This is a genomic window from Streptococcus sp. CL5.50, from assembly GCF_049738015.1.
GTDB lineage: Bacteria > Bacillota > Bacilli > Lactobacillales > Streptococcaceae > Streptococcus > Streptococcus mitis_CA.
The window spans coordinates 142,823-158,731 of the sequence record NZ_JBKOTR010000003.1; the positions used below are offsets into that span (position 1 = coordinate 142,823).

Here is a 15,909-nt window from a genome sequence, read left to right on the forward strand (position 1 = left end):
TGCCTCGTTTTCCTATTTTTAGACTCGGGGTAAAAAGGTCCCCCGGACCTTTTTACTCCCAAAAGTCATCAAAAATTGTGATTGGTAGGTGGCGTTTGTGTTGGCCTTTGTGCCACCAGTTTTCGATTCTTTCTTGGGCTTCTGAGCTGATTGTTTTGCCTTCTAGGTAGTCGTCAATCTCTTCATAAGTGACTCCGAGGGCTACTTCGTCAGCTAGGCCTGGTTTGTCTTCTTCTAGGTCTGCTGTTGGGATTTTTTCATAAAGGGCTGGGTCTGCACCAAGTTCCTTCAAGAGTTGTTTTCCTTGACGCTTATTGAGGCGGTAAAGAGGGAGAATATCCGCACCCCCGTCACCAAACTTGGTAAAGAAACCTGTGATATTTTCCGCAGCGTGGTCTGTTCCAATGACCGCTCCGCTATGGGAACCAGCAAGGGCATACTGAGCAATCATACGGCAACGTGCCTTGATATTTCCCTTGTTGAAGTCTGAAACAGGACTACCTGTCGCTTCAACTGCAGCTGTCATAGCATCTGCAGACTCCTTGATATTCACCACTAAACTGATATCTGGTTGGATGAATGCTAAGGCTTTTTGAGCATCTGCTTCATCAGCTTGCACTCCATATGGCAGACGGACAGCGATAAATTTGTAGCTGTCATCTCCCGTTTCTGCTCGCAGTTCTTCCATGGCCAGTTGAGCCAATCGTCCTGCTAATGTTGAGTCTTGTCCTCCAGAAATCCCTAGTACAAAAGTTTTAAGGAAGGGGTGTTTTTTCAAATATCTTTTTAAAAAATCAATGGAACGACGAATTTCTTCCTGAGCATCAATCACCGGTTTGACACCCAGCTCTTGGATAATCGTTTCTTGCAAACTCATTCTTCTTCTCCTTCACCGAGGGCTTCCTTACGCATTTTGTCAATCAAGTCCATCTTGTCTTGCCATACATCACGCGCCAAATCCACTGGATAATGCTGCGGATTGAGCACACGCTTATACTCATCCCAAAGCTTGTCAAATTCCTTACGGGCATAAGCCTGAATCTCAGTCAAGCTAGGCAGGTTGTAAATCAATTTTCCGTCTTTGAAGATATCCACCAAGAGAGGAACGGCATCAAAATTACGAACGGTCTTCTTGATGTAGGTATAAGTCGGATGGAACATCTTGATTTCCGTCATGTCGCTCACATCCACACCGTCATAAGTGATATAGTCTCCTTCTGACTTGCCTTTTTCACGACTGGTAATGCGCCACACCTGTTTCTTACCTGGCGTAGACACTTTTTCCGCATTATTAGAAAGCTTGATGGTATTGCGCATGTTCCCATTTTCATCTTCGATGGCAACAATCTTATAAACTGCCCCAAGAGCTGGCTGATCATAGGCTGTAATCAGCTTGGTTCCCACACCCCAGACATCAATCTTGGCCTTTTGCATCTTGAGGTTGAGGATGGTATTTTCGTCCAAATCATTAGAAGCATAAATCTTAGCCTCTGTAAATCCAGCCTCGTCCAATTGCTGACGGACTTTCTTGGAAATGTAGGCAATATCCCCAGAGTCAATCCGCACACCCATAAAGTTAATCTGATCACCCAGCTCACGCGCCACCTGAATAGCAGCTGGCACACCGATGCGAAGGGTGTCGTAGGTATCCACAAGAAAGACACAATTTTTGTGGGTAGCAGCGTAAGCCTTAAAGGCCTCATAGTCATTGCCATAAACCTGTACCAAGGCATGGGCATGGGTCCCCAAAACAGGAATGTCAAAGAGTTTACCAGCACGCACGTTGCTGGTTCCATTGGCACCACCAATCATCGCTGCGCGTGTTCCCCAGATAGCCGCATCCATCTCTTGCGCCCGACGTGTCCCAAACTCCATCAAAGGCTCATCTTCAATGACTGAACGAATACGAGCTGCCTTAGTAGCCACCAAGGTCTGGTAGTTGACGATGTTCAAAAGAGCCGTTTCTACCAATTGACATTGGGCTAGAGGGCCTTCCACCTGCACAATCGGTTCATTAGCAAAGACCAAGTCCCCTTCTTGGGCAGAACGAACGGTCAACTCCAACTTGAAATTGCGGAGATAGTCCAAGAATGCCCCATGATAGCCTAGCGACTCCAAATAGGCAATATCACTATCTGAAAAACGCAGGTCTTCAAGATAACTCATAATTCTTTCCAAACCTGCAAAAACCGCATAGCCATTCTTAAAAGGCTGTTGGCGGAAATAAACCTCAAAGACCGCCTTTTTATTGTGAATTCCTTGGTCAAAGTAAACCTGCATCATGTTAATCTGGTACAAGTCCGTGTGCAATGTCAAACTATCATCTGGATACATACTTTTCCTACTTCCTTAGCTAGAAACCCATGAAAATTTTCAAGAACTTTCATGTATTCCAATAAATTAGTACTATTATAACACATTTTAGCTGGATTGAGAAAAGAGTAACAAGTTATTCACCACTCTCCAATTCATCCATATCTTGTCCAAACTTTTTCTGAGCCCATTCGCCATAACTTTTAAGGCCGAGATTACCGATAAAAACCCAAGGAAGGTAAATCAGATAAGTAATGACCCAAGCAGATAAGTATTTAAGGTTCAAAGGATTGTGCTGATAAATTTCTATGTTGAATTGATAATTCTGCAACATCAAAAGAGTCGTAATAGCCAAGTTTAGGAAAAAACAACCCAAAATCGTAAAATGAAAACGACTATAGTAGGTCACTCCCAGATAACGAGCACGATTGAAAAAGAAGAAAATTCCTACTATCAGAGTATAGACTAGAAAATTCGGATTAAAAATAGAGGGAGCTAATACAGCCACCAAATAGCTTAGAAGCACAAGCCCAATGAAGAGGGTAAAGGATTCCGCTCCAGCTTTATTGATTAGTTGTTCTTCTCTTTCGTCAAGTAATTGATAATGAATAAATTTATTTACCATCTTCTTCCTCCCAAAATAGTTGATCTAAGGTTTTCCCTAAACATCTGCAAATAGACTGGCAGAGTGAGAGACTGGGATTGTATTTCCCCGCCTCTATCAAACCAATAGTCTGGCGCGTCACCCCAACAGCCTCTGCCAGTTGACCTTGTGTCAAATCAAGCTCTACACGAGCTAATTTTAATTTTAAATTTTTAGCCACCTGCGTCCTCCTTATAGTTTTAATACTCATCTACTCTTAAAAAATCCAAAACCAACACAAGCTGTCAGCTATTTATTATAACCTCATTAATTAGCACTCCAATATTATCTTCAGCCTAAAATCAGTATGTTGGATTGTTTGAAATAAACTTCCTAGTTTACTCTTTTATTTTTGTTTAGTATTAGCTTTGGTAGGATCTTTTAAACGAGTTTTGATTGCTTGTATTTCTTATTTAGTTGATTTCATATCACTATTATATAATGCTTTTGGAAATGAGTCTAGCATAAGACAAAAACGTGTACACAACAAGAGCAGGAGCATAGCAAGATGACTGATTTTTTGCTGGATTTGCAGTCTACAAAATAATACTAAACGAAACTAAAATGAATACTCCTTACTTTTCTTGAGAGTGAAAAAATACAATAAAATGATTGTAGTGATTACCACAAGATACTGACTAATAGACATCGTATTTGAAGCAACAAATACAGGTAAGGAATAAAAAGGAAGAAGTTCAATTGCTTTGATAAACAAATCATTACTAGTATTCATCACAATCGTATTTAATATATTAGGGATAAAGAGTAGTAAAGCTACTAAAATACCAAATACCAAGCCACTTTTCAATTTGTATAAATAGAAAATGTAAGATAATAGAAAATAAAATAGGACTAACAAAATTGTATTGACTACAATGGCTGCTATAAAATCTAATCCTAAAGCACCTGGAACACCCAATTTACTTACGATGACTAGTAACACCATACCATTCAAAGCATAAATAATGGAAACTGAGATGGCATATAGAAAATTGGACAAAACGTAAATCATCCGATTTTTCTGTTGATTATAAAATAAACTGATCGTATTGTGGGAAAAATCCCTGCTAATAATTCGGTTAGCATGTATAACAGCCATTAACATACCGAGCATAGCATAAAAATTTGAAATATGCTTAATACCAAGTGATGTCCCTTGAGTCTTTAGAATAAAGAATGTAACCAGTATCGGCGGTATAAACGAGATAACCAATCCGAGATATATTACGCCTGATGAATATAAATCTCTTATATTTTCCTTAAGAAAATTCAATTTATTTAATTTCATGATTATAACCTTCCTTTATTTTGAACGATTTAGATAAATATCTTTAAGCGTCTCTTTTTTAGTTTCAAAATCAACTACTTTAATATAGTTTTCGTTAAAAAATTTAAAAAGTTCACTACTTTGAATATTCCCAGACATAGTAATTTTCAATCCCTCTTCCTGAACAATATCTCCAAATTCTTGTTTGGTAATGAAAATGTCTTTATCTGTAGCTGATGAAAAAACTATCTTAAACAAGCAATTATGACTATCTTTTCCTACTTTTTGAAATGTCAAAAGCCCGTTCTCCAAGAAAAGAACCCTCTCACAAATTTCTTCAATATCTTCTAATTTATGACTCGATATTAAAATTCCCACATTTTCATGTAAAGCTAAGTTTTTTAGAACCGCTAAAACTATTTGTGATGATTCAATATCTAAACCATTAGTCGGTTCATCTAAAATCAATATATCAGGTTCCGTAACGAGAGTTAGAAGCAAAGCTAATTTTTGTTTTGTACCCAAAGAATAGGTCTTTACTTTTTTATTAATAGACTGAGTCAAATCTAACTTTTGAATCAAACTCCCAAATCTTTCTTTATTGTAATCAACACCATATAAATTTGACAAATATTTTAAATTCTCTAAACCTGTTTTAGATAAAAATAACTTTGGTTCTTCGATTAAATACCCAACATTATCACTCCTTGTAATATTCCCTGAAGTCTGTTGATTATTCTGAACAAGAATTTTCATCAATGTACTCTTACCAACTCCGTTTCTCCCTACTAGACCAACAATTTCACCCTTGTTAAGTGCGAAATTGATATCTTTGAGAATGGTTGAATGACCATAATTTTTACTTACATTTATAACTTCCATTTTGTAATTCCTCCATTAATATTCTTGGTTTTTCTTTGATTCTCATTAATTTTAAAAAGTTGCGCCTCTTTTCAACATCATTATATCATATATCTAACTTAATGCAATATATAAATGTCATTTTGTAATATTTTGTTAACAAAAAAACTCTCTACCACAAAAAGATAGAGAGTTTTGAATCTAAATATATGATTTCAAAATTTCGACGACATCACTTCTTTTCTTAACTTGATAAGCCTTGATTCCCACCTTCTCAGCTACAATTGTATTGTCCTCAATATCGTCTAGAAAGACACAATTTGTAGGATTTTACTGGTATTTATCGAGACTTATGTCAAGTTCCCCTTTGCCTTATACTTTCATACTCACCTTACAAATCTTTTTGGTAATAAAATCTTTTTCCTGTGTAGGGATAGTCTTGCAAAGAAAAGACTTCCTTATAGCCATGTTTCTGATAAAGGTCCGGTGCCTGAAATTGGTAAGTATTGACAAAGGCAAAACGACAGTTTCGATTCTTAGCTTCACTTTCTGCCTGTTGCAATAGTTTTGAACCGATTCCTTGCCCTCTCAGTTCCTCTTTTACAAATAAATACTCGATTTCTAGCCAATTTCCAAAAGTCTCAGCTACCAAACCTGCCAGGAGATTGCCCTTTTCATCTTCGACATAAAGATTAAGTGGCTCACTTTCAGCCTCTTCTCTTTTGGAACGGTTATAAACACGAATCAGATTCCCTATTTCTTGTGATTTATGGGATTCCTTATTTTCCAATCTAAAGTACATCTAAACCTCCTCGAAAACTGATACAGCTTGATTATAGTCTTATTTCAATGGACTGTCAAACTAGCAAAAACTCACCAACCTGAGTTGATGAGTTTCAAATCTATTTTCTAAATTTCCACTGGCTGTAAATCCCAAAACCGATAATCCAGATAGCTGAACCGATTGCTCCGACAAATGTAGACTCTTGTAAAAAGAGGGTTACAAAGACAAAGGCAAAGAAGAGCATGGTTAAGGGATTTAGGAAACGATAATGGGGCATGAGATAGCCATCTGCCATAAAGTCTGGTGACTTGCGGTATTTAAGGTGAGCCACCATAATCAAGATATAAATGGCGATATAGACACCTGACGACGATGCCGTAATCAAGGCAAAGGCATCGGAAACACCTGGCAAGATGTTGATAAAGGCTGCTAGGGCAATCAAGATTGCTGAGGCAATGATGGCATTTTGTGGCACATTATGGCGAGAAAGAGTATCTGCTTTGATAGCTTTTAAGAATGGATTTGGCGAATCATGGGCAATCTGGTACAAATGACGCCCTGTTGAATAAAGGGTTGAGTTAAGAGCAGATGCTGCTGAGGTCAAAACGACGAAGTTAATCAAGGCTGCTGCCCACTTGACACCGGCTAATTCAAATACCGTAACAAAGGGAGAATCAGCAGAGGCAAGCTCACGCCAAGGAATGATAGCCATGATGGCTAAGAGGGCACCACCGTAGAAAAAGGCGATACGCAAAGGAATTTCCTTAACGGCTTTTGGCAAGACCTGACGTGGATTTTTGGTTTCAGAAGTTGTTACCCCGATAAACTCAATCATGAGGTAGGCAAAGAACACCATCTGGAAGGCCATGACAAAGTTGACTCCACCATTTGGGAAGAGAGAGAAATTGTCAGCAATATTAGCCAAACTTGCTACTCCATGTGGTGTCTTAAAGCCTGTCAAGACCATAAAGACTCCTGTGGCAATCATAGCTAAAATAGCCACAATCTTGACCATAGCAAACCAAAACTCAACTTCCCCAAAAAGTTTCACCGCAATCAAATTGACCAAGGCTAGAATAGTCAAAAATCCAATCTCAATCATCCAACTTGGCCAGCTAGGGAACCAAAACTGGACGTAGTGAGAGATGGCTGTAATTTCCGCCATACCGATAAAGACAACGGATAGCCAGTAGGACCAAACTGAGAAATAACCCCAGCCCTTACCCAAATGGCGCGTGATAAAGTTGATAAAGGTATGTTGCTCAGGGTCTTGGTAGAGCATTTCTCCAACCGCACGCATCATGAGGAACATGAAGGCCCCTGTAATCATATAAATCAGTACAATGGAAGGACCTGTTAGGCTGATAGAGCGCCCCGCTCCCAAAAAGAGTCCTGTTCCGATTGTTCCCGCAATGGCCATAACCTGCACGTGACGATTGGTCAGACCACGCTCCATCTTATTTTTTTTCTTCTTTGAACTCATAACGTCTCCAATTCAATTTAAAATGGAAAAAGGAGTGAGTGAAGCGCACTGCCTCCCCACTCCTTTTTTCTATTTTTAGGCTGTTTTTTCAACCTTCAAGATTTTTACATCATAGCTACCAACAGGTGTTTCAATGGTTGCTGTGTCACCTGTTTTCTTGCCAATCAAGGCTTGTCCAATTGGGCTTTCATTTGAAACTTTACCCGCAAAGGCATCTGCACCGGCTGAACCTACGATAATATAAACTTCTTCCTCGTCCTCACCAATTTCTTGGATAGTGACTGTTTTTCCAATCGCCACTTCATCATCGGCAACTGAGTCGCTATTGACGATTTCAGCATAACGGATTTTTGTTTCCAAGCTAGAGATTTGTCCTTCGACAAAAGCTTGTTCATCCTTAGCTGCTTCGTATTCACTGTTTTCTGAAAGGTCACCATATGAACGGGCAATCTTAATGCGTTCTACCACTTCTGGTCGGCGAACCAATTTCAATTCTTCTAATTCTTTTTCAAGTTTTTCCTTTTCCGCAAGGGTCATAGGATATGTTTTTTCTGCCATTTTTCTCAACTTTCTTTCGATAGTATTGAATCTCTATCTGAGATTCTCATTTTTGTAGTCTTAGTTTGAACTACTATTTTGAGTAAGTTTGCTATTGACGTGCTCAGCTACATTACGATCATGTTCTTCCTGTGTCACTGCGTAATAGACTTTACCATCTGTAACATTGGCTACAAAGTAGAGGTTCTCACTCTTTGTTTGGTTAATACTTGCTTCAATCGCGTCCTGACTTGGACTATCTACTGGACCAGGCATCAAACCAGGTTTGGTATAAACATTGTATGGTGAATTAATCGATGTGTCAATTCCAGCATCTTCTGCTAGGCTAATATTTTGACCAAGTTTCCCTTGGGCATACAAGATTGCAATATTGCTTTGAAGTGGCATACCAAGGTTCAAACGATTGTAGAAGACACCTGCAATCAACTTACGGTCTTCAGTCTTAGCACCTTCTTTTTCAACAAGTGAAGCAATTGTTAGCAATTCATTGACTGTCAAGTTTTTAGACTTAATTGCACTATAGTGCGGAGTCAAGGTCTTATCCATAGCTGCCAACATCTCATCAATCAAACTTTCAATAGTTGTGCTTTCCTTGATAGAGTATGTCGCTGGGAAGAGGAATCCTTCTAAACGATAACGAACTCCACTTTCTTTCGTTGGCAAGCTTTCGAGTAGGTTTGGATATTTAGCAACTTCTTGACTGATAAAGTTGTCATCTTGAACTTTAGCCAAAAAAGCTTCCGCTGTCAAAGGCTCTTTAAATTCACCTTGTAATTGGCCTACAGCTTGGGCGATTTGATCAATCGTATATCCTTCTGGAATCGTTAAATCTGCAAGTGAAGGTTCTTGAGGTTCAGGAGTACCACCTTTTTGGAGTTCCTTAATGATATCCTCTGTACTCATGCTCTTTTGCAAATTGTAATATCCAGCCTTCAAATCTGAATAATTCTTATATTTAGCATAAAAAGCAAAAATCACTCCGTGTTTAATCACACCAGAATTTTCAAGTGCTGAGCCAATTTCTTGGACATTGGCTCCTTCTGGGATTTGAACAGTTACATACTTCTTAGAATTAGCGTCAACTGGTAATAAAGATGACTGGACGTACTGATAACCGAAGTAGCCACCTGCCGAAATCAAGGCAAGGAAAATCAGTAGAGAAATGAAGAAAGCCTTCAAATGTGATTTTTTCTTCTTGACAGGTTTAACAGTCTCACGACGACTACGACTCGGAGTTTCAGAAATGACTTCAACAGCTTCCGTTTCCATAACTGGTTCTGGTTTTGTTACTTCTTTCTGAGGCTCTTTTTTAGCTTCAGTCTTATAAGAAACAGCTACTCTTGTTGGAGTTACGTTGAAATCTTCTTCGACCTTTTTTGGACGATTAGTCTCTGGCCCTGGAACCGGTCTTGATGGACTTGCCTCAACTGGTGAAGCTGGAACATCTTGACTAGGGTGACGAGGAGTAATCGGAGCTTCTACTCTCGATTCATCTGCCGGTGATGCAGGCATATCCTCACTAGGATGTTTTGGAACACGTGGTGCATTCTCCATAATTTTTTCAACAGCTGATAGGGATGCAACCATAACATCTTCATCTGCGAGTTTTGTTTCAGGGACAAATAGAGCTTCTTTTTTCTCTGCAAGTTCAGTGGTCTCTTGGCGAATCCCTTCATAACGTTTTACTTTTTCTAAATCACGTAAAATCTGCTCTTTAAAGCTTAATTTTTCATCTTCTCTTGACTTTTCACTCAAAAGTTTATCCTCCTCGTTGACAATCCATAATATTATATCTTAAAAACGAAAGAAAAGCAACCTAGCATGCTTTTCTAGCTGATTTTTTAGCTTCCCAGACCATATCATACCATGTTTCCCCTGCAAAGGTTGACTGGGACTGGCCTTCATTGATAAATCCATGTTTTTCGTAGTAAGTAATGAGATAGTCATGACAGGTTAGGTTAATGCCTTCTCTTTCGTGTTCAAGAGCTAGTTCTTTCAAAGCTGTTAGCAATTTCTGACCTAGTCCTATTCCCTGTGCCTCCTCGGCAATAGAAAGACAGGTCACAGAGATATAACCACCAGGCTCATGACTATAATCTTCTATCTCTTCTGTAAAGGACTGATCTTGCAGATGACGGTGGGAGCCAACTGGTCCTTCTATATACCCCATGATTCTACCTTCTTTTTCTGCAACCAGAAACGAGGTCTGAATTTCTCGCAAATGCGCCTCAAAAACAGAGCGAGGAATGGCTTCTTCAATCGAGAAATTTTCTAGTTCAATCTCAACGATACGATCCAAATCTTCTAATCTTGCTTTCCTAATTTCCATTTTGCCTCCTAAAAAAGAGATTAAACCAAATCATACTAAAACCTTGACTAGCTGCATAAAGCGAATCTGTCTCTTCTTCATCAATAAAACCGTTCATTTCAAAATAGGAAAGCAACTTATCCGGACTCTTCAAACGAATAGCTTTGTAATCCAGCTCAACTGCCACATCTTTCAAAGCCGCAAGAAGAAGCGTTCCCAAGCCCTGTCTCTGATGGTCAGCCTCGATGACTAAAGAATGTATTTCTAGACATTTCGGATTATGTGGGTAAGGACCACCTAGAACATAGCCCAGAAGCTGATTTTCATCCCTAGCTAGAAGAAAGGTATCCGCATACTTACGGATACTTTCTTCTAAAATATGGGAAGGTTGCTGCTTTTCAACTGGAAAAGATGTGGCCTGAAGTGTCTCTATCTCAGTCAAATCAGACTTACTTGCCTGAATGATCTTAATTGGAATTTCCATGAGAATAGCCTATTGAACATTGCTTGTCAAGTTGGACAAAAGATGTTCAAATGAGTATTCATAGGTTTGGATATCTCCTGCTCCCATAAAGACGTAAACAGCATTGTCATGGTCTAGGAGTGGAGAAACATTTTCAACAGTAATCACTTGGTGTTTCTTGTTAATTTTATTAGCTAGGTCTTCTACCTTAACATCTCCATGGTCTACTTCACGAGCGGATCCATAAATTTGGGCTAGATAAACAGCATCCGCTTGGTTCAAAGCGTGAGCAAATTCGTCCAACAAAGCAATGGTTCTTGTAAAAGTATGCGGTTGGAAGACTGCAACAATTTCCTTGCTTGGGTATTTCTGACGAGCTGCATCCAAGGTTGCAATGATTTCTGTTGGATGGTGGGCAAAGTCATCGATAATCACTGTGTCATTGACAATTTTCTCAGTGAAACGACGCTTAACACCGGCAAATGTTTTCAAGTGTTCACGCACCAAGTTCAAATCAAATCCTGCTGTGTAAAGAAGACCAATAACGGCTGTCGCATTCATGATATTGTGACGACCAAAGGTTGGAATGTGGAATTGCCCCAAGTCTTGTCCACGGAAATGAACGGTGAAGGTTGAACCAGTTGTTGAACGAAGAAGATCACTAGCGACAAAGTCATTACCTTCTGCTTCAAAACCATAATAATAAATTGGTGCATCAGACGTAATCTTACGCAATTCAGTATCCTCACCGTAGATAAACAAACCTTTAGTAATTTGTTTAGCATAGTCGTTAAAGGCATTGAAAACATCCTCTAGACTTGTGAAATAGTCTGGATGGTCAAAGTCAATGTTAGTGATGATAGAATATTCTGGGTGGTACGGCATGAAGTGGCGCTCATATTCGTCAGATTCAAAGACAAAATATTTGGCATTAGCTGATCCTCGACCTGTCCCATCCCCAATCAAAAAGCTAGTATCTGTAATGTGAGACAAGACATGAGACAACATACCTGTCGTTGAAGTTTTGCCGTGCGCTCCAGCAACTCCCATGCTGACAAAGTCGCGCATAAAGCTACCTAGGAACTCATGGTAACGTTTGTAGCTGATTCCATTTTGGTCCGCATAGGCAATTTCGACGTTGTTATCTGGACGAAAGGCATTTCCAGCGATAATTTCCATATCACCGTCTAGATTCTTTTCATCAAAAGGAAGAATAGTAATCCCTGCCTGCTCAAGACCACGTTGAGTAAAGTAGTACTTTTCAACATCTGATCCCTGTACCTTATGCCCCATTTGATGCAACATCAAGGCCAAGGCACTCATCCCTGATCCCTTAATTCCGATAAAATGATATGTCTTTGACATGTTTTCTCCCCTATTCAGTAATTCTTGTCAGATTCAACTCTTGGGCAACCTGACGTTCTTGTTCTTTTTGTTGATTCTTTTTATTGTAGATTTGGCTCTTCTTCAGAAAATCATAATTATTTTTCTTTGGACCTGAAGTTTCTTTTGGCTCAGATTGAGTCGAAATATTGCTCACTTCTTCCGCCAAGATGTAATGAGACTGGGTCAATTTTTGACTATATTTGACAAATTCACCAGGATTTTCCTTTTGGAAAGGCGCGGTAGGTTGATTGCCCTGCCTAACTAGACTTGGATGAGAATGGCGTCTTGTAGGAGTAATATCCTTAGTCAGATAACTTGCTGAGCGTTTCTTTTTCAAATCCGCACGCGCTTCTTCACGCGCCACCTCCGCATAGCTCTTTCCTTCTTTTTTAACTCCTAAACCAGATTTCTTAGGTTTCTCTACTGGTTTTTCAATCGGTTTTGCTGGTTTTTCTTCAGTAATAGGGGCCCACTCCAGATAATTCTTATCACGGTATTCTCCCTTGATATTACTGATAAAGTCAGACTCATCATAGAGGTCCATAACCGGCATCTCAGTCAGCATGACCTCGTCATCTGACACCAATGGAAATCGTTCTTCTCTCATTTTCTATTTCCTTTCAACACTTCATTATAGCGTATTGTCTTGATTTTTCAAGTGCTGGCTTCAGAAATTCCCAAAATTTCTCTAATTTCTGCTAGGGTCAGACTGCCACGTGACTCTGTGCCGTCCAATACTTGTGACACCAGATGTTTCTTCTGTTCTTGGAGTTCTTGAATTTTTTCTTCAATGGTTCCCCTGGTCACCAAGCGATAGACCTCAACCGTTTCTTCCTGCCCCATCCGATGGGCACGGCCAATGGCTTGCGCTTCCACCGCAGGATTCCACCAAAGGTCAACCAAAATCACTGTATCAGCACCTGTCAAGTTCAGACCGACACCACCAGCCTTAAGAGAAATCAGAAAGGCATCTCTTTCTCCTTGGTTAAAGGCCTTGGTCATGTCTTGTCTTTCCTTGGCTGGGGTTGAACCCGTAATTTTAAAGGATGTCATGCCCAAGTCTGGCAGTTCTTGTTCAATTTTCTCCAACATTCCCTTGAACTGCGAGAAAATCAAGACACGGTGTCCGCCGTCTGCCACCTGTACCAGCAGGTCTCGGAGACTATCCAGTTTGCCACTGGCTCCCTGATAATCCTCCATAAAGAGGGCAGGAGTATCACAGATTTGGCGCAAGCGCATCAAACCAGATAAAATTTCCACCCGACTTCGCTGAAATTCCTGATCTGAAACTTGAGCTAGACGGTCCCTCATCTGTTGCAACTGGGCTAGGTAGATAGCCTTTTGCTGGTCTTCCAGTTCATTTTTATAAACCACTTCAATCAAGTCTGGCAATTCAGTCAGAACTTCTTCTTTCTTGCGCCGCATCACGAAAGGCTTGATAAACTGAGCCACTCGCTCTGCTGACAATTTCATAAATTCTTTCTTGCTTGGCAGGAGTCCTGGCATGACGATTTGGAAAATAGACCACAACTCACCCAGATGGTTTTCAATAGGAGTTCCTGACAAGGCAAAAACTGACGGCACCACAAATTGTCTCAAGGTCTGGGCTATCTTGGTCTGGGCATTTTTCATGACCTGGGCCTCATCTAAGAAAAGGAAGTCAAAGGCCATCCCCTGATAAAGATCGCTATCCTGACGGAAGGTGGCATAGCTCGTCACATAGATTTGATGGCTTTCAGCAAGAATCTCTTCACGACTAGCTTTCAAGCCATGAACAACAGCTACATCCAACTGTGGGGCAAACTTCTGAAATTCATCTGCCCAGTTGTAAATCAAACCTGACGGAGCTAAAATCAAGACCCGACTTTCTTTTGTCACTTGACTGGTCAAAAAAGCAATGGTCTGCAGGGTTTTACCAAGTCCCATATCATCAGCCAAAATCCCACCAAAACCATAATGATGGAGCATCTGCAGCCAGCCGATTCCCTTTTCCTGATAATCTCGTAAATCAGCCTTAACCTGAGTTGCCTGTCGAGGAAAATCCTCTGGATGCGTCAAATCGTGGGCCAGATTCTGAAATTCTTGTGAAAAAGAAACACGGTCACGCCCTTCAAAAAGATGAGCTAAACTGTAGGCCAAGGGTTTTCGAGCCTGCAAAGCCCCATCTTTTAATTCAAGCTGCCCCAGTTCCTGTAGATTTTGGCGAATTTTCTTGGTTTCTTCATCGAAAAAGTAGACTTGATTAGACGCATCAATGTAAAAATCTTGATTGGCAACCAAGGCCTGCATGGCTTGGTCGATTTCCTCCTGGGCAATATCTTGAAAATCAAACTGAATTTCCAAGAGACCTCCCTTGGAAGCAATCTGCACTTGAGGGCTTGCTAGGTTATAGAGTTCTTCTAGCTTGTCTGATAGATCAACATTCCCGAGTTTTTCAAAGACTGGAATCATTTCATGGAAGAAATGATAAACAGACTCTGCTTTTAAGGCCTGACGCCAAGATTGAAAATCTGCTTCAAAACCAGCTGCCAAACAGACTTGGAAAACTCTTTCTTCTAAATCAGCATCACTCGAAAATGGCAATTCTTCTAGCTCTTGTCGGCTAGATACCTGTCTATTTCCATAATCAAACTGAATTTCCAAACGAATCCGATTATCCTCTTCCCTGTCAAAGTAAAAAGATGGTGCAAAAGTTTTGATTTGTAGACGTTCTGGAGCTGAAACGGTGCCCATCTGGCCAAAGAGCGTTAGACAAGAAGCCAACTTATCTCGGTCACTGCTATCAAATTGCAGGTATTTCTTTCCATGTTGATCCAAAGGCAGCGCTTTGATTTCCTTGAGAAGACGCATCTGCTGGTCTGTTAGAAAATAAACCTGTCCTTTATGGAAAAGCACAGCTCCCTGATAAAAGGCATTGACCCTCGGACTCTCATGGATTTCCATTTCAAAATAATCCGAGTATTCTGTTACTGTAAAGGCAAAGAGATTGGCATCAGCATGCATATCCTGAAAAAGTAGAGTCTGGTAGCTATCCACTTGATGGTCAAATTGAAAATGCGGCAAAGTCATCAGTAAATTCACACCCTGCTCAAAAAAAGTCAGAGGGAAAAAGAGGTGCCGACCTTGGTTTTGGAAAAAGAGGTCTGGAGCCTGTCCTTCCTCCATCAGTCCGCGCAAGAAAGTCAGAAGTTCTTGACTGGCCTCATCAAAGGCTTCCCAAGAAAGAGACTCCTCATAAATCTTGCCAATCATATAAGACTTTCTCTGCTCGACAATTCTTAAAAAGAGTGGAATATCCCGAATGACGTAGTATTTTTGGCTATTGATTTGGCCGATTCTCAGGGTCCACAAGATATGATTGGTTCCTGCTTCCACTTGCCCCACAGCCGATAATTCATAGGCACGTTCTGATTTTGGAGACAAGATTCGTTCCAAAAATTTGCCACCCAAGGTCACCTTGGTTTCAACGGCCTCTTTTTCCTCATGACCTTCTTCCAGACTTTGCAAGATTTCCTGACCACGCTCATCATTTTTCAGAAAATGCTCCAGAGCTGCCAAATGCACACAGTAGCCCCTCTTTTGGAAAAAATCGCAGGCACAAAAAACCAAATCATCCTCTAAACTATAGCGCAGTTCTTCTTCTGCAACGCGAGCATAGAGCCGATTGTTCTTTTCCTTGATGATGTCAACCTTACCAGTTTCATAAAGGGCAACGCCTTCGATACGGACTTTCCCCGGAATCAATTTAGCCATATTTTTACCTTTACCTTATCTTTTTATTATACCATATTTTCCCCTATGAAAATAGCCTTCTAGGAAGACTTTTCTCCTAGAAGGCTGGAT

15 protein-coding genes are annotated in these 15,909 nt (G+C 40.3%); all 15 read right to left on the reverse strand.

Annotation, left to right across the window (positions count from 1 at the left end):
* Window positions 1–52: 52 nt before the first annotated feature.
* The 15 genes from nadE to ACLNCV_RS03185 all read right to left on the reverse strand — a co-directional run bounded on the left by nadE (window position 53) and on the right by ACLNCV_RS03185 (window position 15,819).
* Window positions 53–877, reverse strand: a complete 825-nt coding sequence (gene nadE / locus ACLNCV_RS03115) for an ammonia-dependent NAD(+) synthetase (RefSeq protein WP_261052557.1) — start codon at window positions 875–877, stop codon at window positions 53–55.
* On the reverse strand, window positions 874–2,334 hold the full coding sequence (locus tag ACLNCV_RS03120) for a nicotinate phosphoribosyltransferase (RefSeq protein ID WP_424844849.1): 1,461 nt from the start codon (window positions 2,332–2,334) through the stop codon (window positions 874–876). Before ACLNCV_RS03120 ends, nadE begins: the two co-directional genes overlap by 4 nt.
* Before the next feature lie 115 nt (window positions 2,335–2,449).
* Window positions 2,450–2,938: a DUF6773 family protein gene (locus tag ACLNCV_RS03125; RefSeq protein WP_261125919.1), complete on the reverse strand. Its 489-nt coding sequence runs from the start codon at window positions 2,936–2,938 to the stop codon at window positions 2,450–2,452.
* Window positions 2,928–3,137, reverse strand: a complete 210-nt coding sequence (locus ACLNCV_RS03130; protein ID WP_001107500.1) for a helix-turn-helix transcriptional regulator — start codon at window positions 3,135–3,137, stop codon at window positions 2,928–2,930. The genes ACLNCV_RS03125 and ACLNCV_RS03130 overlap by 11 nt, the downstream gene beginning before the upstream one ends.
* Before the next feature lie 378 nt (window positions 3,138–3,515).
* Window positions 3,516–4,244 carry a hypothetical protein gene (locus ACLNCV_RS03135; protein ID WP_414302427.1) on the reverse strand — a complete coding sequence of 243 codons (729 nt, stop codon included), beginning with the start codon at window positions 4,242–4,244 and terminating at the stop codon, window positions 3,516–3,518.
* Between the two features lie 15 nt (window positions 4,245–4,259).
* The gene (locus tag ACLNCV_RS03140; RefSeq protein ID WP_424844850.1) at window positions 4,260–5,105 is read right to left on the reverse strand and encodes an ABC transporter ATP-binding protein; all 846 of its coding nucleotides are present in this window, start codon (window positions 5,103–5,105) and stop codon (window positions 4,260–4,262) included.
* Window positions 5,106–5,475: 370 nt separating this feature from the next.
* On the reverse strand, window positions 5,476–5,886 hold the full coding sequence (locus ACLNCV_RS03145; RefSeq protein WP_424844851.1) for a GNAT family N-acetyltransferase: 411 nt from the start codon (window positions 5,884–5,886) through the stop codon (window positions 5,476–5,478).
* A gap of 100 nt (window positions 5,887–5,986) precedes the next feature.
* On the reverse strand, window positions 5,987–7,351 hold the full coding sequence (locus tag ACLNCV_RS03150; RefSeq protein ID WP_424844852.1) for an amino acid permease: 1,365 nt from the start codon (window positions 7,349–7,351) through the stop codon (window positions 5,987–5,989).
* 75 nt (window positions 7,352–7,426) lie between these two features.
* Entirely contained in the window at window positions 7,427–7,909 is a 483-nt protein-coding gene (gene greA, locus ACLNCV_RS03155; protein WP_000818748.1) for a transcription elongation factor GreA, read from the reverse strand.
* 60 nt (window positions 7,910–7,969) lie between these two features.
* Window positions 7,970–9,664 carry an endolytic transglycosylase MltG gene (mltG, locus tag ACLNCV_RS03160; protein WP_424844853.1) on the reverse strand — a complete coding sequence of 565 codons (1,695 nt, stop codon included), beginning with the start codon at window positions 9,662–9,664 and terminating at the stop codon, window positions 7,970–7,972.
* A gap of 61 nt (window positions 9,665–9,725) precedes the next feature.
* Entirely contained in the window at window positions 9,726–10,238 is a 513-nt protein-coding gene (locus tag ACLNCV_RS03165) for a GNAT family N-acetyltransferase (protein WP_261022938.1), read from the reverse strand.
* Window positions 10,228–10,701, reverse strand: a complete 474-nt coding sequence (locus tag ACLNCV_RS03170) for a GNAT family N-acetyltransferase (RefSeq protein WP_261057172.1) — start codon at window positions 10,699–10,701, stop codon at window positions 10,228–10,230. Before ACLNCV_RS03170 ends, ACLNCV_RS03165 begins: the two co-directional genes overlap by 11 nt.
* Before the next feature lie 9 nt (window positions 10,702–10,710).
* The gene (gene murC, locus ACLNCV_RS03175; protein ID WP_261241006.1) at window positions 10,711–12,045 is read right to left on the reverse strand and encodes a UDP-N-acetylmuramate--L-alanine ligase; all 1,335 of its coding nucleotides are present in this window, start codon (window positions 12,043–12,045) and stop codon (window positions 10,711–10,713) included.
* Between the two features lie 10 nt (window positions 12,046–12,055).
* Window positions 12,056–12,673 (reverse strand): hypothetical protein, encoded by a 618-nt coding sequence (locus ACLNCV_RS03180; protein WP_045612040.1) that lies wholly within the window; start codon window positions 12,671–12,673, stop codon window positions 12,056–12,058.
* 47 nt (window positions 12,674–12,720) lie between these two features.
* Window positions 12,721–15,819 (reverse strand): DEAD/DEAH box helicase, encoded by a 3,099-nt coding sequence (locus ACLNCV_RS03185; protein WP_261241007.1) that lies wholly within the window; start codon window positions 15,817–15,819, stop codon window positions 12,721–12,723.
* Between the last annotated feature and the right edge of the window lie 90 nt (window positions 15,820–15,909).